A 23,006-nucleotide genomic window follows, 5' to 3' on the forward strand; every position below is an offset into this window, starting at 1 on the left:
ATGAAGAAGCTGGACACCGTGACCTATGCCGTGGAAGGCCAGGTTGCCATCATCACCTTGAACCGCCCGGAGCGCATGAATACGCTCGGCGGCAGCATGAAGCCCGATCTCGCCTGCGCGTTCTTCGAGTGGGCGCGCGCCGACCCGCAGGTGCGCTGCGTGGTGCTCACGGGGGCGGGCGAACGCGCGTTCTGCGCGGGGGCCGACATCAAGGAGCGGGCGGCCAGCACGCCGCCGCCCGCGGACTACTTCGTCAACCAGCAGCGCACGCACGAACTCTTCAGCGGCATTGCGAGCTTCGAGAAGCCCGTGATCGCTGCGCTGAACGGCGTGGCCCTGGGCGGGGGCCTGGAACTCGCCCTGTGCGCCGACATGCGCTACGCCGCCGACCACGCCCGCCTGGGGCTGCCCGAAGTCAAGCTGGGCGTGATCCCGGCCGCCGGCGGCACCCAGCGCTTGACGCGTGTGGTCGGCGCGGCCAAGGCCAAGGAGCTGGTCTTCACCTCGGCGCTGATCCCGGCCGCCGAAGGCCTGGCGCTGGGACTGGTCAACCGCGTCGTGCCCGCGGCCAGCCTCATGGAGGAGACCATGGCGCTGGCGCGCAGCATCGCGGCGCAGCCGCCGCTGGCGGTGCGCTTCGCCAAGCAGGCCATCGACCTGGGTCAACAGGTCGACATCCATTCGGCCCTGCAGTACGAGCGCTTTTCCGCCGCCATGATCGTCGACAGCGAGGACCGCAAGGAAGGCATGCGCGCGTTCGTGGAGAAGCGCGCGCCGCGTTTCCAGGGGCGCTGAAGACGAAAGCCCCCCCTACGCGCTCACGCGCGCCCCCCGGGGGGGCGGCACTGGCGGACCGGCAAAGCCGGCTCCGCTGTGCCCTGGATGTCCGGACGCCGCGATGCCGGACAACCAGACACCGACGACACCGCCCCGGACGGCTGTCCGGTGCGATGAACAACACGAGGAGCGAAGCATGGAACTGAATCTGCAAGACAAGACAGCAATGGTGACGGGCGGTGGCCAGGGCGTGGGACGCCGGCTGTGCCTGGATTTCGCAGCCGAGGGCGTGACCGTGCTGGTCAACGACCTCTTCGCCGAGCGCGCGCAGAAAGTCGCTGAAGAAATCCAGGCCCTGGGCGGCAAGGCCGTGCCCATGGTCTGCGACATCACCGACTACGACGCGCTCGAAGCCGCGTTTGCCGGCGCGCTGAAGGCAGCCGGGCGCGAGCACGTGGACATCCTCGTCAACAACGCCGGCGTCACGCCCGAGCGCCGTGCCAAGGGCGGCATCCCGCCGCAGTTCCTCGACATGCCGATGGACGACTGGCGCAAAGTGGTGGATCTGAACGTCTACGCGGTGATGTACTGCTGCCGGCTCGTGCTGCCGGGCATGCGTGTCGCGGGCGGCGGCAAGATCGTCAGCATCATGTCCGAAGCCGGCCGGGCCGGCGAAGCCGGGCTGGCGGTGTATTCCGGCGCCAAGGCGGCCATCCTGGGCTTTTCCAAGGCGATCGCCCAGGAGCATGGGCGCGACCGCATCAACGTCAACGTCATTGCCCTGGGCGCCGTCTCGCACGAAGGCATCGCCAACGGGGCACTGCATCCGGACGCCACGCCGGAGAACAACGAGCGCCTGAAGAAGATGCTGCGCGCCTACCCCATTGCCCGCGGTCTGGAGCGCCTTTGCCGTCCCGAGGACATCTCGGGCGCGGTGCTCTATCTCGCCTCCGACCGGGCCGCCTACGTCACCGGGCAGAGCCTGGGCGTGAGCGGCGGGTTCGTGATGATCTGAGCGCGCCGTCCTCGGGCGGGGATGGCCTGCAAGCCTCGCCTTATTAACGGAATGCCGATATTTTTGACGGTATTCCGTGATCTGGCCACGCCGTTTGCGCGCGGCACGGGCTGTGGGCATCATGAGAGCCTTTGCCGCGGCAGGGCATCGGTCCGGCCGTCCTCCACGTCTTTCGGGAGCATCCCATGCGCATTGCCTTCGATTCCCAAGTCGTCCTCGTCACCGGTGCCAGCAAGGGCATCGGGCTTGCCTGCGCGCGCGCCTTCGCCCAGGCGGGCGCGCGCGTGGTCGGGGTTTCGCGTAGCCGCGACAACCTGCGCGAGGCCACGCGGGTGCTGGCCGACGAAGGGCTCGCGCTCAGCACCTATGCCGCCGATCTGTCCGACGGCGATGCGGCGCGCCTGGTGGTCGAGCGCATCGAGGAGGAAGTGGGGCCGATCTCGGTGCTGGTCAATTCGGCCGGCGCGGCCAAGCGCTACAGCGTGGACGAGCTGAGCCCCGAGGCTTTCCACCAGGCGATGAACGCCAAGTACTTCACGTACATGAACACGGTCGAGCCGGTCGCGCGCCGCATGGCCGAGCGCGGTGCCGGCAGCATCGTCAACGTGGTCGGCCAGGGCGGCAAGCAGGCCGGCGTCATGCACATCGCCGGCGGTTCGGCCAACGCCGGCCTGATGCTGGCGTCGGTGGGCTATGCCCGGGCGCTGGCGGCCAAGGGGGTGCGCGTGAACGTCATCAACCCGGGCCTTACGCAGACTTCCCGGGTGGAAGAGGGCCTGGAAGCCGCCGTGCGCGCGACCGGGCGCAAGCGCGAGGAGCTGCTCGCCGAGCAGCTCGCCGGCATTCCCATGGGCCGTGCGGGCCAGCCCGAGGAGGTCGCCAACGTGGCGCTCTTTCTCGCCTCGCCGTTCGCGAGCTACGTGTCGGGCGCGGTCATTCCGATGGACGGGTGCTCGACCTCGGTGATCTGACCACGGGCCCAAGCGCCGGCCGTTCCACCTCGGCGCTTGCAAGTGCTTCGGATTGCCGTTCAGGCGTAGCACCGTACGGTTCGGCGCTCGCCGCCTTCACTCCGGGCGGATCCCCGCCTTGCCGGCCGCGTCCGCCCACATCGCCAGTTCGCGCGCGATGCGCTCACCCATCGCGTCGGGCCCTTCGTACGCGGGCGAGAAGCCGACGGAAGCCAGCTCGCCGCTGAACGAACTCTCCTTCAGGATCTTCTCGATCGCGGCAGCGAGCCTGTCGACGACGGCCGGGTCGGTCCTGGCGGGCGCCACGATGCCGTGCCATATGCTGGTGTCGAAGCCGGGCACGGTCTCGTTCACCGTGGGCAGCTCCGGCGTGGCGGCCGAGCGTTCGGCGTCCATGGTGGCGAGAGGGCGCAACTGGCCGGCCGCGACGAAACCCTGCACGGACGCGGGCGTGGCGATCAGCACCGGCACCTGGCCGCCCACCACGTCGGTGGCCGCGCCGCTGGCGCCCTTGTACGGCACGTGCATCATGTCCAGGCCCGACTGCACCTTGAGCAGTTCGGCGGCCATGTGGTGCGGCGTGCCGACGCCGGGTGTGGCGTACGAGAGCTTGCCCGGATTGGCCTTGCCGTAGGCGATCAGCTCGCCCAGCGATCGCGCCGGCAGCGAAGGATGCACGAGCACCCAGACGGGCGAGGTGGCATGATTCGCCACGGGCGCGAAATCGTTGCGGATGTCCGAGCCCACGTCCTTGTACAGGTAAGGGTTGATGACCACCGTGTTGGCGACATAGGCCAGGGTGTAGCCGTCGGGGGCGGCCCGGGCCACGCTCGCCATGCCGATGTTGCCGCCCGCGCCGGGCCGGTTCTCCACGATGATGGTTTGCCCGAGCTCGTCGCCCAGGTGCCTGGCGAGCATGCGCGCGACGATGTCGTTGCCGCCGCCGGTGGAGAACGGCACCACCAGGCGCACGGGGTTGGCGGGATAGTCCGGCTGGGCGGCGGCGCTGCCGCAGAGGCCGAAGCCGGCCAGCAGGGTGGCGGCGAGCCAGCGTTGGGCGGTATGGCGGATCATGGTTTCTCCTCGATTCTTGTCATGGGTGCGCGGGACTGCCCGCACAGGGCGGATTCACGCCCGGGATGGATTCACGCCGGCGCGGCGAAGCGCGGGAACAATGTGCCGGCATTTCCGCTGTCGATGCGGGCGATCTCGCCGGGCTGCAGGCCGAGCCTGGCCAGGCTGTCCACGGCGTCCTGCATCTGGTCCTTGGGCCCGAACGGGTAGTCGCTGCCGAACAGGATGTTGTCGGCCGAGCCGATCTCCATCATCGCCGCGAAGGTGACGCGGTTGGCCGACAGCGCGGTGTCGAAATAGAGCTTGCGCAGTTCGGTGCTGATGCCCTGGGGTATGTAGGCCTGCAGCGCCGGGTTGTTGCGGGCGAGCACGCCGATGCGTTCTGCGATGTACGGCATCGCGCCCCCCATGTGCGAGAAGATGAAGCGGATGCGCGGATAGCGCTGCAGCACGCCGCCGAAGATGATCGAGGCCATGGCGCGCGCGGTATCGAACGTGAAGTCCACCGACGAGGCCGACAGGCCGCCGACCGGCACCGGCACCACCGGCGAGGTGGGGTGCACGAAGACCACGGCCTGGCGCCGGTCCAGCTCTTCATGGATGGGCGAGAACACGGGTTCGCCCAGGTAGGCGCCGTCGTAGTTGCTCAGCAGGCAGACGCCGTCGGCGTGCAGTGCGTCGTAGGCGCGGGCGATTTCGGCCAGCGCGGCATCGGCGTCGGTGGACGGTACGGCGGCGAACATGCCGAAGCGCCCGGCGTGTTCAGCGACCATGCCGGCGGCGAAGTCGTTGCAGCGCCGCGCGAGTTCGGCGCGCGCCGGCAGCGGCTGGCCGGCGAAGCCGGGCGCGCTGACGGAGGTGATGGCGGTGTCGATGCCCGCGGCGTCCATTTTCGCCAGGGCGTCGGCCACGCTCCAGGCAGGGACCCGGCCCGACGACCCCTGGGCCCCGATGGCGTGGCTGCCCATGGCCTCCACGTAGAAGGGGGGCAGGATGTGATGGTGTACGTCGATGCGTGTCATGACGGCTCCGGGAAAGACGGGCGCCAGTCTGACACGCGAGTTTTATAATGAGAAATTCATAATTCTGAATAATTGATAGGCATGCCGTATGAAAGTTCGTCTTCGCCAGATAGAAGGGTTTCTCGCCGTGGCCGAGACGCTTTCCTTCTCGCGCGCCGCGGCGAAGATCGGCATGACACAGCCGGCGTTCTCGCAGATGATCCGCGAGCTGGAAAGCCTGCTGGAACTACGGCTGTTCGACCGCACGACCCGCCACGTCGCGCTGACGCCGGCGGGCCGGCAACTGCTCTCGCAGATGCAGCGCGGGGTGGGCGAGATCGAGAGCGCCTGCCGCAACGCGCTGTCGCTGGCCAGGCTCGAGCGCGGCCGCCTGGCCCTGGCGGTGCTGCCTTCGCTGGCCTTCGGATTCGTGATGCCGGCCCTGGCCGAGTTCCGCGCCGCCTATCCTGGCATTGGCATCCACCTGCACGAGGACCACAACGCCATGCTGCTCGAGAAGGTGCGCCAGCACGAGGTCGAGTTCGCGCTGTGCGGCTATGCCGACACCGACGCCGGGCTGCATTTCGAGCAGCTCTTCGTGGACGAACTGGTGTGCGTGATGCCGGCGGGCCACCGGCACACGAGCCTGGCCGTGCTGCCATGGCAGGATCTGCGGGACGAGTCGATGATCGTGGTGTCGGCCTCCTCGACCACCAACGCCAGGGTGCGCGACGCGATGCTGCGGCATGCCGGCGGCAAGGTGGCGGAGTACGAGGTGCTCAACATGGTGACCGCGCTGAGCATGGTCCGCACGGGCTTCGGCGTGACCATCATTCCGCGCGTGGCGCTGGCGGAACTGAACATGCGCGGGCTCGTCTTCCGATCCCTGGGCGAGCCCAGGCCGCTGCGCCGCGTCGGCCTCTACCGGCGCTCGGACCACATGCTGTCGCCCGCGGCCGAACAGTTTCGCAGGTTGTTGATCGAGCGGCCCATGCCGGATCTCGCGCCGGTGCCGGCTGGCAGGCGCGCACGCAGGCGGCGCCCCCGTCCGGGCGCCTGATCAGGGGGCGGGCGCCCGCGACTGGAAGCTGTCGCGCAGCGCCGCGAGCGCCGGCACGACCAGGCCGGCGCGCCGGCAGGCGAACACCACGTCGCTGTCCTGGTCGGGCCAGGGCAGGCGGATGATCTTCAGGTCCAGTGCCGGGGCGTAGCGCGTGACCGCGCTGCGCGGCGCCACCGTCAGCAGCGCATTGGCCGCCGCCAGGTGCAGGCCGCCGTGAAACGCCGAGCACACCAGCGCAGGCTCGGGCGGCGCCAGCCCGGCCTCGAGAAAGCGCACGTCGAAGGCGCGGCGGGTGAACGAGTTTTCCGGCGGCAATACCCAGGCCTGCGCGGCGAGCGCCTGCAGCGAGGGCGTGCGCAGGCGGGTGACGGCGTGTCGCGCCGGGGCGACCAGCACCAGATCCTCGCGTGCGATCGGCTGGCAGTGCATGGTCTGCGGCAGGTCGCGCCGGTCGGCCGCCAAGGGGAAACGCCCGACGATGGCGTCCAGGCGGCCTTCGCGCAATTGCCGCCACAATCCGTCCACCGCGCCGTCGACCATGTGGATGCGAACCTCGGGAATGCGCCGGCGCAGCCTGGCGACCGCGCGGGGCACCAGCTCCAGCATCGCCAGGGGCAATGCTCCGAGGCGCAGCATGGGCGCCTCGGGCTGGCGGGCCGCGTGCTGCGCGGCTTCCAGTGCATGGCGCGCCACCCGCAAATGCGACAGTGCGGCTGCGCCGGCGGCGGTGAGGCTGACGCCGCGGCGCCCGCGCTGCAGCAGCGCGGCGCCCATGGCGGCCTCCAGGCCCTTGACGATCTGCGATACCGCGGGCTGGCTGATGTGCAGGGCTGCGGCGGTGGCGTGCAGGCTGCCGACGTCGGCGATGGTTTCCAGCACCATCAGGTCGCGCAGGCGGAGTTGGTCGAGTCGTGCCATAAGCAGAACGAGTCATGTGAGCCGATAAATCGATTATCACTTATTCCAGGCCCGGCCTAGACTAGCGCGACAGCAACCCATCGAGGGGGAGACAAATGAGAGTGGCAAGCCTCGTGGCCGGCTTCGGCCTGGCGGCGTGCGCATCGAGCGCAACAGCGGCTGCGGCCGCGGTGCCAGACGCGGGTTTTCCGGTGCGGCCCGTCACGATGATCGTCAGCTACGCGCCCGGCAACGTGACCGACACCCTGGCGCGCGTGATGGCCGAAGGGCTGGCCCGCAAGTGGCGGCAGCCGGTGACCGTGGAGAACCGGCCCGGCATGGGCGGCAGCCTGGGCGCGCAGGCCGCCGCGCGGGCGCCGGCCGATGGCTACACGCTGCTCTTCTCGGCCATGGCCGCCATGGCGATCAACCCGCATGTCTATGCCAATGTCGGCTACGACGCGCGCGCGGACTTCGCGCCGATCGCTGCGGTGGCCTATCCCAAGGGCGTGCTCGCGGTGAGCCCGGCGCTGCCGGTCAATACCGTGGCCGAACTGGTGGCCTACAGCAAGGCCCATCCCGGCGCCCTCAACTACGCGTCGCTGGGCAATGGCACGGTGCCGCACCTGAATTTCGAGCTGCTCAAGGCGGCGACCGGGCTGCAGGCCGAGCACATACCGTACAAAGCGTCCTCGGCGGCCATGACCGACATGCTCGGCGGGCGCGTGCAGTTGCTGCAGGAGAGCCTGGCGGTGATCCTGCCGACCCTGCAGGACGGCAAGGCCAAGGCTTTGTACTCCTCCACCAACGAGCGCCTGCCCGAGTTGCCGGACGTGCCCACCGCGGCCGAGTCGGTGCCCGGCTTCAGCCCGCTGCGTCCCTGGCTGGGGCTGTTCGTGCCCGCCGGCGTGCCGCAGGACATCCGCGCGAAGCTGGAGAGCGACATTCTCGCGGTGGCTGCCGAGCCCGCCGTGGCCGAGCGCGTGCGCACTGCCGGCATGGTGCCGCTGGGCTATGGGCAGGAGCGCTTTCGCCAGGAACTGGACACCGATTACGCGCGCCTGGGCGACCTGGTCCAGCGCCTCAAGATAGGAGTGGATTGATGGCTGCGTCGACCGAATCCCGGGCCGAGCGGCCGCGCCCGCTGTCGGGCATCCGCGTGCTGGACTTCACCACGGTGCTCGCGGGGCCGTATTGCACCTACCAGTTGGCCTTGCTGGGGGCCGACGTGATCAAGGTCGAGCGCCCCGGCGGCGAGTGGGCCAGGAGCGGTCTTCCGGTGGAAGGCGTGCCAGGGCTCTCGGCGCAGTTCGCGGCGCAGAACGCGGGCAAGCGCTCGCTGGTGCTGGACCTGCATTCCCCCGACGCCAGGCCCGCCATCGAGCGACTGATCGCCAGCGCCGACGTGCTGGTGGAGAACTTCACGCCCGGCGTCGCGCAAAGATTGGGCCTGGGCTTTGCCAAGGCCTGCGCGCTGCGGCCCGATCTCGTGTACTGCTCGATCTCCGGCTACGGGCAGGAAGGCGAGTTCAGCCGCCGTCCCGCCTACGACCACGTGATCCAGGCCATGTCCGGCATCACCATGCTCAACGGCACCGCGCAAACCGTACCGAACCGCATCGGGCCGCCCATGGTCGACTACCTGGCGGGCATCTACGCGGCGTTCTCGATCATGTCGGGCCTGCGCGAGCGCGACCGCACCGGCCAGGCCCAGCGCATGGACGTGGCCATGCTCGATGCCGCGCTGTGCGCGATGGCCTCCACCGTATCGGCCTGGAGCAACGCCGGGGCGGAACCCCAGCCGCAGGGCAACACGGCCGCCAGCGGCAGCCCGGCCTCGGGCATTTTCCCCACGCGCGACGGTCTGCTCTCGCTCGCGGCGAACCAGGAGCATCAGGTGCGCCGCCTGCTCACCGTCCTCGACTGCGAGCATCTGCTCGCCGACCCGCGCTATGCGCAGCCGGACGAGCGGCGCCGCCACGCGGCGGCGTTCACGCAGGTGCTGCTCGAAGCGCTGGCCGGCCGGAACGCCGCCGAGTGGGAGCGTCTGCTGTCGGAAGCGCATGTGCCGGCCGTGCGCGTGCGCCGCCTGCCGGAGACCCTGGCCGAGCCGCACGTCGTGGCCCGGGAAGTGCAGAAGACGGTGCTCGACCCCGCATCGGGCCGAGCCATCCGGACGCCCTCGGTAGGCTTTCGCTGGAACGGCCAGAGCCTGGGCCCAGTCACCGCGCCGCCCGGCGCGGGCGAGCACAGTGCCCAGGTGCTGGCCGAGGTGGGGCTGCCTGCCGAACTGGCGGCCAGGCTGTTGGGCTCCTGAGCTGGTAGCCGGCCCCGGCGCGCTCAGGAACTCATCGCCATCAGCGGATGCGGCGCGTACGGCGCCTCGAGCTTGCCGAGTTCCTCGGGCGTGAGCCGCAGCTCGAGCGCGGCGATGGCGTCGTCCAGGTGCTGCATCTTGGTCGCCCCGATGATGGGGGCGGTGATGACGGGCTGGTGCAGCACCCAGGCCAGCGCCACCTGGGCGCGCGCCACGCCGCGCGCCTGGGCGACCTCGGCCACCGCCTGCACGATGCGGCGATCGGATTCCTCGGCATGCTTGTACAAGGTCTTGCCGACCAGGTCGGTCTCCTGCCGCGCGCTGGACTGGTCCCATTCGCGCGTGAGGCGCCCGCGCGCGAGCGGGCTCCACGGGATCACGCCGATGCCTTCGGCCGCGCACAGCTTGAGCATTTCGCGCTCTTCCTCGCGATAGAGCAGGTTGTAGTGCGGCTGCATGCTGACGAAGCGCGTCCAGCCGTTGGCATCGGCCGTATAGAGCGCCTTGGCGAACTGGAAGGTGTACATGGAGGACGCCCCCAGGTAGCGCACCTTGCCCGCCTTGACCACGTCGTGCAGTGCTTCCAGGGTCTCCTCGATGGGCGTGCGGGTGTCCCAGCGATGGATCTGGTAGAGGTCGATGTAGTCCGTGCCCAGCCGACGCAGGCTGGCGTCGACCTCGCGCATGATGTTCTTGCGCGACAAGCCCGAAGTGTTGGGGCCGCTGCGGTCGGAGAAGAACACCTTGGTGGCGAGCACGATGTCCTCGCGGTTGGCGTAATCGACGAGCGCACGGCCGACGATCTCCTCGCTGGTGCCGTCCGAATAGCTGTTGGCGGTATCGAGGAAGTTGATGCCCGCGTCCAGCGCTTTCTTCAGGAAGGGACGGCTGGTGGCCTCGTCCATCGTCCAGGCGTGCTTGCCGCGCTCGGGTATGCCGTAGCTCATGCAGCCCAGGCACAGGCGGGAAACGGAAAGGCCGGTCTTGCCGAGATTGGTGTATTGCATGGGGTCTCCTGTCAGATGGGGCGGCCGCGCGCGTGTAGGGGCCGGCGTGCGCCATCCGCGTATTGTGCGTCATCCTCGGCCGCATGTCGGCCTGCTCGTGCCGCAGGCGCCGCTGCATCGTTGCGCGGACGCGGGTAACAGCGTGCCGCAAGACACCGGCGTCGCGTGGGCTGGCTGATGGCCGGGCCAGCGCTTGAGGTATCGTCTGTCCGGATATCCCATCGATACACACGTTTTCTGAAAGGAAGAACATGGATCTCGGAATTGCCGGCAAGTGGGCACTGGTATGCGGCGCGAGCCGCGGTCTTGGCTACGGATGCGCTGAAGCTCTCGTCCGTGAGGGCGTGAACACGGTGATCGTGGCGCGCGGCGCCGAGGCTCTGGAGGCCGCGTTGGCCACCCTGCGCTCGGTGGCGCCGGAAGACACCCGGGTGCTGGCCGTGGCGGCCGACATCACCACCGCCGAAGGGCGCGAAGCCGCTTTCTCCTGCGAGCAGGGGCCGGGGCGCGATTTCGACATCGTTGTGACCAACGCGGGCGGGCCGCCGCCGGGCGACTTTCGCGAGTGGGACGAGGCCGCCTGGGAAGCGGCCGTGCACGCCAACATGCTGACGCCGATCGCGCTCATCAAGGCCACGGTCGATGGCATGGCCGAGCGCGGTTTCGGGCGCATCGTCAACATCACCTCGTCGGCGGTGAAGGCGCCGATCGCCAACCTGGGCCTGAGCAACGGCGCGCGCAGCGGGCTGACCGGCTTCGTGGCGGGCCTGTCGCGCAGCAAGATCGCGGCAGCCGGCGTCACCATCAACAACCTGCTGCCGGGCGCGTTCGATACCGAACGGCTGCGCAAGATCACGAAGAACGCGGCAGAGCAGGCGGGCAAGGCGCCCGAGGAACTGCTGCAGGCGCGGACCCGCCAGATTCCGGCAGGGCGCTTCGGCCATGCCGCCGAGTTCGGCGCCATCTGCGCCTTCCTGTGCAGCCAGCATGCGGGCTACATGACGGGTCAGAACGTGCTGGCCGACGGCGGGGCGTATCCGGGGACGTTCTGAAGCGCGCCTGCGTGCCGGCGCGCGCCCGTGCCGGCGGAGCCGGCACCGCTGCGCCGTGGACGGCCGTCCGGGCTAGTCGGCCCTGATGTCCGCTTTGCGGGCGATCTCGCGCCACTCGTCGATGTCCTGCCTGTTCATCCGGTCCAGCGGCTCGCCGGTGAGCGGGCTCACCGTGATGCCGAACTCGCGCATCTTCTCGACTGTGTCCGGCATGGCAAGCACCTGGTTCAGTGCGGCGCTCAGCCTGTCCACCACCGCTTGCTTCATGCCGGCCGGGCCGTACAGTACCCAGCGGAATTCACGGTCGAAGTCGATGCCTTGATCGACATAGCCATCGACCTGGGGCAGGCTGGGCGGCCTTTTCGTGCAGGAGGTGATGGCTTTCACGCGGCCGGCCTTGACCGCGGCTGAGCCCGAGGTCATGTCGGTGAAGCCAACCTGGACAGTACCGCCTATCATGTCGGTGAGGATGCCGGCAACGCTCTTGTAGGGAACGTGCTCCAGCTTCACATCCGCCATCTGCGCCAGCAGCTCGCCGCAGAAGTGGCCGGTGGAGCCGATGCCGTAGTGGGCATACTGCTGGGCGGGTGTCTTGTTCCGGACATACGCCAGGAACTCTTTCAGGTCGTTGGGCGGGAAGTCCTTGTTGGCAACCATGAGGATGCTGACGGTTCCCAACTGGCCGATGGCGGTGAAATCCTTGATCGCGTCGTAGGCCAGATCCTTGTACAGGACGGGGTTGAGGACGTGCGAGGACGAAGCGCCCAACGTGAGTGTGTAACCGTCCGGTTGCGACCGGGCCACCGCGGTCATGGCGAGGATGCCGTTGGCGCCCGGACGGTTGTCGAACACGAACTGCTGGCCGAGGATGGGCGTGAGCTTGGTGGCCAGGTAGCGCATGATCAAGTCACTGCCCGCGCCGGCGGCGCTGGTCAGGATCATGGTGATGGGCTTGGCCGGGTAGGCATCTTTCTGCGCCACGGCCGGGTTCGCGGCCGCGCAGCCCATGCCCAGGGCCAGTACGGACGCTACAAGGTATTTCCGGTTCATCTGTGTCTCCTCTACGGATTCTTCTCATGTGGAATGCCGGCAGGCGCCAGCGAGGTTGCCGCTGGGCTGTCCGATTTGCAGGCCGAAGTGCAGCCCGAATCTTTGCGAAACGAAGGGGCGACGTCGGACGCCGTGCTCAGAGGCTCAGGCCGCCGTCGACCATCAGTTCGAGGCCGGTCACATAGCGGGACTCGTCGCAAGCCAGGAAGAGGGCGGCGTGGGCGATGTCCATGGCCTGCCCCTGGAACCCCATGGGGCAGCGGGAATCGCGGATCTTCCTCAGCCTCTCGATCTCTTCCTGGCCGCCTTGCGCCATGCGATGCGCGTGAGGGGTGTCGATCAGGCCGGGCAGGACCAGATTGAACCGCACGCCTTTCTCGGCGTATTGCCGCGCGAGTACGCGCGTCATCTGGTTCAGGGCGGCCTTGGAGGTGTAGTACGCCAGAAAGGGCGTGGGGCCCCATTTCTTGCTGGCGATGGAGGAGGTATTGATCACCGAGCCCTTGGCACGCGCCAGCATGTCGGGCAGAAAGATCTGGATCGCCAGGAGCGCGCCCTTGACGTTGATGTCCATGACGCGGTCCCAGGAGGCTTCGCTGATGTCCTCCAGCGGTGCCAGATCCCATATGCCGACATTGTTGTGCAGAACATCGGACCGGCCGTAAAGCTCCATGCATTTGTCGCGCAGGGCGCGTAGCTGCCCGGCGTCGCCGACATCGACCTGCATCGCGTCCGCCTGCCCGCCTGCCTGGACGATGCGCTCCGCCGTGGCGCGGGCGGCCTTCAGAGAGAGGTCCGCACACAGGACCTTCGCCCCTTCCCGGGCGTAGAGTTCGGCGCACGTGGCACCTATGCCCGCCTGCGGTTCCATGCAGCCGGCGCCGATCACGACCGCCACTTTGTCCTTCAGTCTGCCGTTCATAGGGTTGTCCTGCTCCCGGTTCTCATGTACTGCATGCCGCCGCGTCCTCATGACTGGAGCGACAGCACGTTGGGCGAAGACTTGCTGAACGCCTGCGACAGGATGCGTTCCAGCGGCTTCTCGGATGCGGTCTTCGGAATGGCCGGGACGATCTGCAGGTACGCGGGGATGTGGTTCTTCTCCATCCTGGCCGCGCAATAGGCTTGTATTTCCTGCCCGTCCAGCAGGCTTTCGTCAAAGAGTGCGATGGCCGCAACCACGTCCTTCTCGCCGGCAACGCCGTTGGCCGAGGGGATTCCGTAGACGAAGACGTCCTTGACGTTCGGGTGGGCGCCCAATTCCTTTTCGATGACCGCCCGGGAGATGAAATCGCCGTTGCGCCTGATTTCGCCGCCCTTGCGGTGCAGGAAATACAGCCAACCCTCGGCGTCCCGGTAGCCGATGTCGCCCATCCACAGCAAACCGTCCTTGGCCTTCTTCGCGCTCGCCTCGGGGTCGTTGAAGTAGGCCAGTTGTATCGGGCTGCCGTCCGCGTTGCCAAAGACGATCTCCCCGGGTTCCCCAGGCGGGCACTCGTTCCCATCCTCATCGAGGATTCTCACGTCGTATTGGGCAGCCGGCTTACCGATGCTTCCGACCGGCCCGGTGCCGGGCAGGTTGATGATGAGCCCGCCCTCGGCGGCGCCGTAGAACTCCAGGATCTCGACGCCGAAGCGGGTTTCGAAGTCCCGCCACAGTTCCTTGGGCATGCCGGCACCGATGATGAGCCGCAGCGGATTGTCCGCGTCATGCGGCGTCACGGGCTCCGCATGGATCGCCGTGAACATGCCGCCCAGCAGGTTCAGGGTGGTGCATTCGTGCCGTCGGACGATGTCCCACAGCCGGCTCTTGGTGAAACGCTGGCTGATGACGAGAGGGATGTTCGAGTACAGACTGACGCCCAGGGATATGTTCAGCGCGTTGGCGTGCGTGAGCGACAACCCCGTGTACATCCGGTCGCTGCTGCGGATGCCGAAGAATGCGGCGCGGCGCGAGCACGACGCAGCGTAGCGCTCGTAAGTACCGACAATCGCCTTGGGGTCCCCCGTGGTTCCCGAGGTGAACATAAGCTGCATGGTCGTGCGCGGATCGTCCACTGCGAGGTCCAGCTCCGCTGCGGCGTTGTCCAGCCGGTCGCTGACGAGCGCGGTTTCCTGGCGAAATGGGAGTCCCGTTTCCGGCGGGCCGAGGAACCAGATGAAGCGCACGTCGGGAATGTCTTTCGAGATGTCCGCCAACTGGGATGCGCAATAGGCGGCCGCAACAACGCCTTTGCACTGAACGGCGTTCAGCATGTAGGTGAGCTTGCTGCCCATGGTGCGGGCGTCGATCGGCACGAAGACCAACCCCAGGATCGCGCATGCGACCATGGCTTCGACGTACTCCGGGTGGTTCTGCATCATGAGTGCCAGGCGCTCGCCCTTGTGCATGCCGCTCGCCTGCAGCGCCCGGGCAAGCGCCTGGCCGTTTTGCCAGAGTTCCCGATAGCCACGGTACTCGAGCCGTTCGGTGCCGGCCTCGTCGATCTCGACGAAGGTCAGCAGCCGGGGGTTTCCCGGCGCGGCCGCCCGCGATCCGACCAGCTCCCCGAGAGAAAGCAGTGCGTCTTCAGCTAACATCATCTGCTCCATTGTTCAGTGGTTCATGTCCGGCGCGCAGGCGCGAGCCTCCCCGCAATGCACTCGGGGTGCCGGCGTCCGGGACGGGTTGTGCGTTGGTACGACGGCCGGGTGCGGCCGCGCCTCCGGGGCGCTGCGCCGGGCAGACGGGCCGGCGATGGAGACCGACCGTTATTCCGAGAGGTTGGCGGCTTGCGTCAGGGCTTCATAGATCGGAATCTCGCTCTTCCACGTCTTGTCCAGCGCCTGGGCGCTCGCTCCCCACGGCGTGGACGAGGCCGCGATCATCCGCTGCTGGGTCTCCGGCTGGCTCATGACCTGCTGTACGGCCTGCTCCATGCGCCGCAGGATTGCCGGCGGCGTGTCCTTTTTCGCAAAGAGGCCGTTCCAGCCCAGCAGCGAGAATGCCGGGTCGTCGATGCCCATTTCCTTGAAGGTCGGAATGTCCGGATACTGGGTGGAGCGCCGCGGCGCGAGCAGGCCGACCATGCGTGTCTTGCCAGTGTCCTGCAGCGCTTTGCCGGCCGTCACCACGGAGACGCCATAGGCAACGTCGTTGGTTGCGAGGGCGGTGAGCAGTTCCCTTTCCGCTTTGTAGGGAATGTGGGTGGCCTTGAACTGGTTCGCCGTGCCGAGGTAGGCAGCCACGATGTGCGAATACGAACCCTGGCCATACGAGCCATACATCGGCTCTGTCGATTGGGTTCTTGCCCATTCGACGAGTTCCTTGGGATTCGTCGCGTGAACGGCGGCGCTCGCGTTCATCACCATTTCATTGATTGCGATGCCGCCGATGGGCACGAACTCGTCGACAGCCACGAACGAGATGTCCGGCATGGTGAACTGTGTGACGATCAGGTTGGACGGGTAGCCGAACACATAGGTATAGCCGTCGCTCGGCGCGCGCAGCGCTGTCTGCAGGCCGATGGTGCCGGCCGCGCCGCTCTTGTTCTCGACGATGACGGCTTGACCGAGTTGTTTGCGCAGGCCCTCGCTGAGGATGCGCGCGACGATGTCGGTCGAGCCCCCGGCGGTGGATGGCACGATCAGGGTGATGGGCCTGGCGGGCCAGCCGTCGGCGGACTGCGCGAAAGCGGCGCCCGTTGATGCAATGCCTGCGAATGCGGCGGCGGCGATCACCGTTCTTGCGATCATGGTGTTGTCTCCTGGAGTCCTGTAGCTTGGTGGGGCGGTGATTCACTTGCAGAAAATGGACGCCGCGGTGGCCGCGGCATCGCCGTCGATCTGGCCTCCGTTGTTTTCGGCCATGCCGACCTTGGCGCCGTGGCGTTGCCGCTGGCCGGCGTCACCCCGCAACTGCATGACGACTTCCACGATCTGCGCAGCGCCGGTGGCGCCGATCGGGTGCCCGCGACTGAGCAGGCCTCCGCTCGGATTGACGGAGATGCGGCCATCGATGTCGGTCGCACCGCTGCGCAGCAGGGCCGGCCCCTCCCCTGGGGCGCAAAGGCCGAGGTTCTCGTAGTGGATCAGTTCGGCGGGGGCCGAAGCATCGTGCAGTTCGACGACGTGCAGGTCTTCGGCGCCTATGCCGGACATTTCGTACACTGCCCTGCTGACACGTACCGCGCCGCTGACCGGTGCGCTGGCGCCCAGCCCCGAGGCCATCGTGGTGCCAGCCACCCAGATGGGGCGCGGCGCCGTCAGCTTCTTCAGGGCGTTCCTGGAGCACAGCACAATGGCTGCGGCGCCGTCGCCGATGGCCGAGCACATCGGCAGCGTCAAGGGGTCGCTGATGAGCCTGGAGGACAGCACCTCCTCGATCGTGGTGGGCTTGCGAAATTGCGCCTTGTCGTTGAGGGCGCCGGCCCGGCGGCTCTTGACGACGATCTGCGCGAAATCCTCCCGTGTCGCTCCCGTCGCGGCCATGTACTGCCGGGTTTTCTCGGCATAGATGTCCATGAAGATCGAGCCGCTGCCGGATCCGATGCTCGGGGGCTGAGTCTCCTCCAGGTCCACCGCGCTGCCGAAGACCTCCAGCGACACCCTGCGCTCGACGTGCGTAAGCTTTTCCGCGCCGACCACCAGTACGAAATCGGCCTGCCCCGCCGCGATGGCCTGGCAGCCGAGAAAGAAGGCGGTGCTGCTCGATGCGCAGGCGTTCTCCACGTTGATGATCGGCTTGCCCAGCAGTCCGGTGTTCCTGAGGGCCGCCTGGCCGCGGATCATTTCCTGCCCCGTGATCAGGCCGGCCGCCGAATTGCCGAAGTACACCTGGTCGATCAGGCCGGCATCGATGCCGGCGTCATCGAGGGCGGATTTCACGGCTTCCTCCGCCAGGTTTCTGATGGACCGATCCAGGAATTTTCCGAAGGGAACGATGCCGGTTCCCACTACCGCCGTTTGGGTGGTCATGATGTTTCCGATGAGTGTTCTTGCAGGCGTTGGTCGGCGATTTCAGCCCGGGGCCTTGATGCCATCCCAGAGGATGTGGAATATGTGGTCCCGCTGGGAGAGGAGCGACGTCTTCCGGCCGCGGTACTCCCACATCAGGAACGTACGGTTGAACATGGCCATGTAGGCGTCGAAAATGGTGACGGCAGGGACGTCCTTGCGCAGCTCACCGCTTTCCTGGCCCGCACTGATGGCGGCGAGCAGCGATTTGACGGGCTCGCCGTAGGCGAACGTCTCGTCCTGCATCCATCGTTGCAGCGGCACGGTCAGGAAAATGATTCGCCCTACCTGCGGGTTTGCTTCGTAGAACCGGAGGTGGACCTCCAGGCGGTCGAGCAGCCTTTCGCGCAATGGCTTGCTGGTCTCTATCGCCCGCTGCGCAGCTTCGTTCAAGGGCTGCAGCCAACGCGCAATGAACCAGAACAGGAGCTTTTCCTTGTTCTGGAAATAGCGATAGATCGTTGCAAAGCTCATGGCGGCTTCCCGGGCGATCGAACGCATATCGACGCCGTGAAAATCCGTGCTTGCGAACATCGCGAGCACCACTGGGTCCAGGCGTGCGGCCATGTGTTCCGGAATGACGGCGCCGGTCTCTTCTCTTTCCCGTTCCTGCGCAGGCAATGCTCACCTCTCTGTAGTGACTGCGTTTGCGTGAGCCTGACGCGCTCTGTCCGGATCACGCGGAATGACTGCCCGCGGCCAGGCGCCTGGGTTTCCGTTTTCCGGCAGAACCCGGAAAGTGACGGCCTGTCCGCGTCCAGTAACGATGTTACTCATGGCATGGTAACAAAGTTACTGGCATGGTGACTCGGTATTTACCCTGGGGTGCGATGATTCGGCGGGGGACGTGCCGTGCCTTGACGCCGCAGGCCGTGCGCGTGCGGCAGGAGTCCGTCCGCAGTTGTCGAAAGCGCAGGCGACGCTCTGCGGCGACCGGACGCACCGGCATTGCCAGGCGTCGGCACGTTCGTCAGGCGACAGCTTCGATCAGGAATGAGCCTTTGCGGTTGAGCACCGCAGAACACGCCGATGCGCTCGACAGGCCTGGGCGGCGCTCACGCCGACGCCAGCAGCACCACCCCCGTGATGAGCACCGCGCAGCCGGCCAGCCGCCACGTGCTCACCCGTTCCTTCAGGAAGAACATGGCGAGCAGCGCGCCCGCCATCATCGACATCTCGCGCGCCGGGGCGACCAGGCTCAGCGGCGCGCCGCCCTGCAGGGCCTGCAGCACCAGGATGTAGGACAGCGGCGCGAGCAGGCCCACCGCGAAGGCCAGCCCCCAGTAGCCGCGCATGGCCTCCCAGTTGGCCTCGCGTCGCACCAGCACGAAGGGCGCGAGCATCACCATGCGCACCACGCCGGCGAACCAGTCCAGCACCACGGGCGCGACCAGCAGCACCTTGACGCCATAGCCGTCGACCACGGTGTAGGCCGCGATCATGAGCCCGGTGGTGACGCCCCAGCGCACGCCCACCCAGGCGGCAGGCTGGCGGAACTTCGCCCATTCGCCCTGGGTGGCGATGAGAAAGATGCCGGCGACTACGCACAGCACGCCGATCAGGCCGGCGCCCGTGACGGGTTCGTCCAGGATCAGGAAGGCGCCGACCACGGAGATCAAGGGCCCGGTGCCGCGTGCCACCGGGTACACCACGGAAAGGTCGGCCTGCTGGTAACCGCGCTGCAGGCACAGGCTGTAGACCAGGTGCAGGGCGCCGCTCGCCACGATGCAGGCGACGACCGGCCAGTTCCAGTCCATGGTGTCGTGCCAGAGTATCCAGAGGACCAGCGGCAGATAGAGCAGCGTGGAGGCGACGCAGTAGGCGAAGACGAAGGCGGGCCCGACCTTGGCAGCGCGCTTGGCGAGCAGGTTCCAGGAGGCGTGGATGAGGGCGGCGAGAACGACGAGAGACAGTGCGGCAAGCGACATGGATGGACGACCCAGTAAGGACGAAACGAAGACTCGACGTCTCCGCCTCTGGGCTTTTGTCCCTCGGGTGCCGCCCGGCCGCCGGGGGCCGGGTTTCTGCAACGCTCGGTGCCAGGCGCCGCGTAGGATGGAGCCCGGTCTGCCGACCTGGGTGTTCCGTGCGGCCGGAACCCTAGTTGCCACTCAGTCGATGGGCTTGATCATACATCGTGGCTCCTGCCCGGCCCAGCGCTGTGCCGTCGACACCACAGGCCCGGAGCGTTGCGCCCCGGGCCGGACGGGTGGGTTGGTGAGGCCGTGCGTGCCCGGCGCTACTGGAACGCCGTCTCCATGAAACTGCGCAGCTTGCGTGAGTGCAGGCGCTCGGGCGGCATCTCGCGCAGCAGTTCGAGCGCGCGCATGCCGATCTCCAGGTGCTGGGCAACCTGACGCTGGTAGAAGGCGCTGGCCATGCCCGGCAGCTTGAGTTCGCCGTGCAGCGGCTTGTCCGAGACGCACAGCAGGGTGCCGTAGGGCACCCGGAAGCGAAAGCCGTTGGCGGCGATGGTGGCCGATTCCATGTCGAGCGCGATCGCGCGCGACTGCGAGAAGCGCTGCACCGGTTCCAGGTGGTCGCGCAGCTCCCAGTTGCGGTTGTCGATCGAGGCCACGGTGCCGGTGCGCATGATGCGCTTCAGGTCCCAGCCCGACAGGCCCGCCACCTGCTCGACCGCCTGCTCCAGCGCGACCTGGACTTCGGCCAGGGGCGGGATCGGCACCCAGGTCGGCAGGTCGGCGTCGAGCACGTGGTCCTCGCGCACGTAGCCATGGGCCAGCACGTAGTCGCCCAGGCGCTGCGAGGCGCGCAGGCCCGCGCAGTGGCCGAGCATCAGCCAGGCATGCGGACGCAGCACGGCCACGTGATCGGTGATGGTCTTGGCGTTGGACGGGCCCACGCCGATGTTGATGAGGGTGATGCCCGAATGGCCGGGGCGCACCAGGTGATAGGCGGGCATCTGCGGCAGGCGACCGAGCGGCGTGCCCGAGGAGGGCGCTGTTTCGCCGCGGCGGGTGATCACATTGCCCGGCTCGACCAGTGTCTCGTACGGGCTGTCGGGTGTATCGAGGAGCGCGCGCGCGTGCCGGCAGAACTCCTCGACGTAGAACTGGTAGTTGGTGAACAGCACGAAGTTCTGGAAGTGCACCGGCGCGGTCGCGGTGTAGTGCTGCAGCCGGTGCAGGGAGAAGTCGATGCGCGGCGCGGTGAAGGGCGCGAGCGGGTTGGGCTCGCCCGGGCGGCCGTACCAGGTGCCGTTGACGATGGCGTCGTCGGTGACGGCGAGGTCGGGTACGTCGAAGATGTCGCGCAGCGGCTTGGTGAGCGCGTCCATCTGCACCCCCTCGATGTGGGTGCCTTCGGGGAACGCGAAATGCAGCGGGATGGGCACGTCGGATTCGCCCACTTCCACCGGCAGGCCGTGGTGATGCAGGAGCTGCGAGAGCTGCTCCACCAGGTAGGCGAAAAAGAGCGAGGGCTGGGCGATGGTGGTCGTGTACTCGCCCGGCTCGGCGACGTAGCCGTAGGACAGCCGGGTATCGACCGGGGTGTGCGTGGGCACGACCAGGCGCACGGCCGGATAGCAGGCGCGGATGCGGCCTTCGGCCGGGCCGCGTCCTTCCACCATGGCCTGGAAGCCGTCGCGGATGAAGCGTGTGTTTCGGTCATAGAGGGCGACGAGCCGCTCGACCGCGGCGACCGGGTCGCGGTAGGGCTCGAAGGGCGCCGGCTCGGGGCGCAGCACGGGAATATCGAGCGTGGGGATACCGGACATCATGGTTTCAGCCTGCAGGATGCGGACAGAAGCATTTTATCGGCGTGCCGATGACGCGCGCGTGCAGGCCCTATCCGTGCGTCATGCCGGGGCCGGTGAAGGCGGACCGACGTCCACCCTCATTGCGGCAGTGCCCGGGTCGCCCGCTGCACCACCCCGTCCTCCTTGCGCAGCATGGGCAGCATGACGTCGCGCGTCTTCTCCAGGTGCATGGCGAGGGTCTGCACCGCGCGATCGGCGTCCGATGCCAGGATGGCATCGAGCAGATCCTGGTGTTCGGCCTCCATCTCCTCGTCGCGCGAGACTACCGGCAGCAGCGCGCGGTGATACATCTCGGCCGCCGCCGCGAGCTGGCGCACCATGCGATAGAGCCGCGGGCTGCCGCACGCCTGCAGCATCACGGCGTGGAACATGTCGTGACGCTCGAGCCACTGGGAATTCAGCGTGTCGGGATCGTCGGGCAGCACCAGCGGTGTGCGATGCAGCCGATGGTGCGCGGCCAGCACATCGGCCTGCCACTCCACCCCGCCCCGCGCGATGCACTGTCGTAGGGCATGACTTTCCAGTTCGATGCGCAGCCGCACGAGGTCCTCGAGATCGTCGGCGGACAGCCCCTGCACCGTGAAGCCGACCTGCGGCTCCATGTGCACCAGACCTTCGCCCACCAGCCGGTTCAGCGCCTCGCGGATCACGTTGAGACTCACGCCGTTCGTGGCCGCCAGGCTCGCCACCTTGAGCCGCTGGCGGGGTTGCAGCTTGCCGGTCAGCACCTGCTGCCTGAGCGTCTCGTAGACGGCGCCGTTCAACGTGGTGCTCTGTGTACCAGCTTTCATGGTCGTTCCATCAAGTTCCAAACTAGTGCATGAATGTACCATAAAGATGCTTTTCTACTTGAATATGTATTCAAATACAAAATTCAAATTGAAATGTTGGATGATGGATTTTTGTATTGACAATGGATTTTGCCCAGAGCAACATGAATGAAACGGTTGAGGGCCAGGTGTCGAAATGCAGCAGCATGCTTTGCAGTTCGAGTTCGCAGGCATCGCTGTCGGTTTCTACGAAGCCGGCGCCGGATTACCGCTGTTGCTGCTGCATGGCCCCGGCGCCTCGAGCCGCGGCAACTGGAGCGCCGTGTTCGGGCCGCTGGCCGAGCGCTTCCACGTGTATGCGATGGACCTGGTCGGCTTCGGTCAGAGCGGGCGCAAACCCTCCCCGCGCTATTTCCGCACGCTCAAGGCGGTCTGGAACGCCCGCAAGGTCCTGCAGGCGGGCGTGACCAGCGCCTTCGACGCGGCCACTACCTACAACGTCGGCCAGGCGGTGCGCGACGCGATCGACAGCGGCATGTTCGAGGGTCCGCGCTTCACGATCTCGAGCAAGCAGCTCACCAACCACCAGGGGCTGGAAGATTCCTTTCCCAACAACATGGAGTTCCCGCCCGGCCAGAGCGCGGTGCTCGTCAAGAGCCGCGATGAGCTGATCGAGGCGATCCGGCTTCAGGTGAAGGACGAGGTGGACGCGATCAAGGTTTCGGGTTCGAACGACAACCTCATCACGTCCAACGCGCTGGGCGGCGCGGCCTTCACCTACGAGGCGTTCAAGCTCATCGCCGACGAGACGCACCGCCTGGGCCGCATCTGCAGCGTGCACGCCCGCTCGCGCGACGCCGTGCTCGACTGTGCGCGCGCCGGCTTCGACAACCTTTTTCACGCGTCCTACATCGACGACGAGGGCATCGAGGCCTGTCTGCGCAGCAACTGCGTCATCACGCCCACGCTCACGCTGCTCCGCTACGGCCACGAGGTCGGCCGGCTGGAGGCGGGGCGACTGGCGGATGTCCTGGTCGTGCCCGGCGACCCGACCGGGGACATCAGACTGCTCCAGTTTCCGGCGCGCTTCGACTGGATATTCGAGGGCGGCAGGCCGATCGATCGCACGCCTCCCGCCCCGCGCCAGCGCATGTGGTACGAGCGGCACAAGATCTTTCTGAACGGCCTCTACACTTTCGACGCCGAGAGCGGCGACGGTCGGCTGGTGAGCTGACG

General features: G+C 67.5%; 21 protein-coding genes. 8 read left to right on the forward strand and 13 right to left on the reverse strand.

The annotated features are described in order from the left end of the window. The 3 genes from FOZ76_RS06210 (at position 1) to FOZ76_RS06220 (ending at position 2,763) form a co-directional block, all read left to right on the forward strand. Complete coding sequence (locus tag FOZ76_RS06210) at positions 1-795, forward strand: enoyl-CoA hydratase/isomerase family protein (RefSeq protein ID WP_143947275.1); 795 nt, start codon at positions 1-3, stop codon at positions 793-795. A gap of 178 nt (positions 796-973) precedes the next feature. Continuing rightward, entirely contained in the window at positions 974-1,792 is an 819-nt protein-coding gene (locus tag FOZ76_RS06215) for an SDR family NAD(P)-dependent oxidoreductase (protein ID WP_143947276.1), read from the forward strand. Positions 1,793-1,977: 185 nt separating this feature from the next. Next, positions 1,978-2,763 carry an SDR family oxidoreductase gene (locus FOZ76_RS06220; protein ID WP_143947277.1) on the forward strand — a complete coding sequence of 262 codons (786 nt, stop codon included), beginning with the start codon at positions 1,978-1,980 and terminating at the stop codon, positions 2,761-2,763. Positions 2,764-2,859: 96 nt separating this feature from the next. Here FOZ76_RS06220 and FOZ76_RS06225 read toward each other — a convergent pair whose 3' ends face one another. Both FOZ76_RS06225 and FOZ76_RS06230 read right to left on the reverse strand, forming a co-directional pair. Beyond that, a complete protein-coding gene (locus tag FOZ76_RS06225; RefSeq protein ID WP_143947278.1) occupies positions 2,860-3,837 on the reverse strand; it encodes a Bug family tripartite tricarboxylate transporter substrate binding protein in 978 nt (325 codons plus the stop codon). A gap of 71 nt (positions 3,838-3,908) precedes the next feature. Then, positions 3,909-4,859, reverse strand: coding sequence for an amidohydrolase family protein (locus tag FOZ76_RS06230; protein WP_143947279.1), 951 nt, complete (start codon positions 4,857-4,859; stop codon positions 3,909-3,911). A gap of 88 nt (positions 4,860-4,947) precedes the next feature. Here FOZ76_RS06230 and FOZ76_RS06235 point away from each other — a divergent pair, with 88 nt between their 5' ends. Next, positions 4,948-5,898: a LysR family transcriptional regulator gene (locus tag FOZ76_RS06235; protein WP_143947280.1), complete on the forward strand. Its 951-nt coding sequence runs from the start codon at positions 4,948-4,950 to the stop codon at positions 5,896-5,898. On the opposite strand, the gene FOZ76_RS06240 is transcribed toward FOZ76_RS06235, so the two are convergent. Continuing rightward, positions 5,899-6,819, reverse strand: a complete 921-nt coding sequence (locus FOZ76_RS06240; protein WP_143947281.1) for a LysR family transcriptional regulator — start codon at positions 6,817-6,819, stop codon at positions 5,899-5,901. It lies immediately after the preceding gene. A 95-nt stretch (positions 6,820-6,914) separates the two neighbouring features. Between FOZ76_RS06240 and FOZ76_RS06245 the strand changes: the two genes are divergently transcribed. Both FOZ76_RS06245 and FOZ76_RS06250 read left to right on the forward strand, forming a co-directional pair. Then, on the forward strand, positions 6,915-7,901 hold the full coding sequence (locus FOZ76_RS06245) for a Bug family tripartite tricarboxylate transporter substrate binding protein (protein ID WP_143947282.1): 987 nt from the start codon (positions 6,915-6,917) through the stop codon (positions 7,899-7,901). Beyond that, complete coding sequence (locus tag FOZ76_RS06250; protein WP_143947283.1) at positions 7,901-9,115, forward strand: CaiB/BaiF CoA transferase family protein; 1,215 nt, start codon at positions 7,901-7,903, stop codon at positions 9,113-9,115. The genes FOZ76_RS06245 and FOZ76_RS06250 overlap by 1 nt, the downstream gene beginning before the upstream one ends. A 23-nt stretch (positions 9,116-9,138) precedes the next feature. Here FOZ76_RS06250 and FOZ76_RS06255 read toward each other — a convergent pair whose 3' ends face one another. After that, positions 9,139-10,122, reverse strand: a complete 984-nt coding sequence (locus FOZ76_RS06255; protein WP_143947284.1) for an aldo/keto reductase — start codon at positions 10,120-10,122, stop codon at positions 9,139-9,141. Between the two features lie 251 nt (positions 10,123-10,373). Between FOZ76_RS06255 and FOZ76_RS06260 the strand changes: the two genes are divergently transcribed. After that, complete coding sequence (locus tag FOZ76_RS06260; protein ID WP_143947285.1) at positions 10,374-11,174, forward strand: SDR family oxidoreductase; 801 nt, start codon at positions 10,374-10,376, stop codon at positions 11,172-11,174. Positions 11,175-11,246: 72 nt separating this feature from the next. Here the strand turns inward: FOZ76_RS06260 and FOZ76_RS06265 are convergent, their stop codons facing one another. The 9 genes from FOZ76_RS06265 to FOZ76_RS06305 all read right to left on the reverse strand — a co-directional run bounded on the left by FOZ76_RS06265 (position 11,247) and on the right by FOZ76_RS06305 (position 21,791). After that, positions 11,247-12,224 (reverse strand): Bug family tripartite tricarboxylate transporter substrate binding protein, encoded by a 978-nt coding sequence (locus FOZ76_RS06265; RefSeq protein WP_143947286.1) that lies wholly within the window; start codon positions 12,222-12,224, stop codon positions 11,247-11,249. Between the two features lie 136 nt (positions 12,225-12,360). Then, positions 12,361-13,146, reverse strand: coding sequence for an SDR family NAD(P)-dependent oxidoreductase (locus FOZ76_RS06270; protein ID WP_211366050.1), 786 nt, complete (start codon positions 13,144-13,146; stop codon positions 12,361-12,363). A gap of 47 nt (positions 13,147-13,193) precedes the next feature. Beyond that, positions 13,194-14,816 carry an AMP-binding protein gene (locus FOZ76_RS06275; protein ID WP_246129323.1) on the reverse strand — a complete coding sequence of 541 codons (1,623 nt, stop codon included), beginning with the start codon at positions 14,814-14,816 and terminating at the stop codon, positions 13,194-13,196. Between the two features lie 159 nt (positions 14,817-14,975). Further along, entirely contained in the window at positions 14,976-15,959 is a 984-nt protein-coding gene (locus FOZ76_RS06280) for a Bug family tripartite tricarboxylate transporter substrate binding protein (protein ID WP_143947287.1), read from the reverse strand. A 42-nt stretch (positions 15,960-16,001) separates the two neighbouring features. Further along, on the reverse strand, positions 16,002-17,180 hold the full coding sequence (locus FOZ76_RS06285) for a thiolase family protein (RefSeq protein ID WP_143947288.1): 1,179 nt from the start codon (positions 17,178-17,180) through the stop codon (positions 16,002-16,004). 42 nt (positions 17,181-17,222) lie between these two features. Further along, a complete protein-coding gene (locus tag FOZ76_RS06290; protein WP_143947289.1) occupies positions 17,223-17,840 on the reverse strand; it encodes a TetR/AcrR family transcriptional regulator in 618 nt (205 codons plus the stop codon). A gap of 434 nt (positions 17,841-18,274) precedes the next feature. After that, entirely contained in the window at positions 18,275-19,147 is an 873-nt protein-coding gene (locus tag FOZ76_RS06295; protein ID WP_143947290.1) for a DMT family transporter, read from the reverse strand. A gap of 311 nt (positions 19,148-19,458) precedes the next feature. Further along, entirely contained in the window at positions 19,459-20,958 is a 1,500-nt protein-coding gene (locus tag FOZ76_RS06300; RefSeq protein ID WP_143947365.1) for an AMP nucleosidase, read from the reverse strand. Positions 20,959-21,077: 119 nt separating this feature from the next. Further along, the gene (locus FOZ76_RS06305; RefSeq protein WP_143947291.1) at positions 21,078-21,791 is read right to left on the reverse strand and encodes a GntR family transcriptional regulator; all 714 of its coding nucleotides are present in this window, start codon (positions 21,789-21,791) and stop codon (positions 21,078-21,080) included. Between the two features lie 175 nt (positions 21,792-21,966). Here FOZ76_RS06305 and FOZ76_RS06310 point away from each other — a divergent pair, with 175 nt between their 5' ends. Continuing rightward, on the forward strand, positions 21,967-23,004 hold the full coding sequence (locus FOZ76_RS06310) for an alpha/beta fold hydrolase (RefSeq protein ID WP_143947292.1): 1,038 nt from the start codon (positions 21,967-21,969) through the stop codon (positions 23,002-23,004). The last annotated feature ends 2 nt before the right edge of the window (positions 23,005-23,006 follow it).

It is taken from the genome of Verticiella sediminum (assembly GCF_007558815.1).
Classification (GTDB): Bacteria; Pseudomonadota; Gammaproteobacteria; order Burkholderiales; family Burkholderiaceae_B; genus Verticiella; species Verticiella sediminum.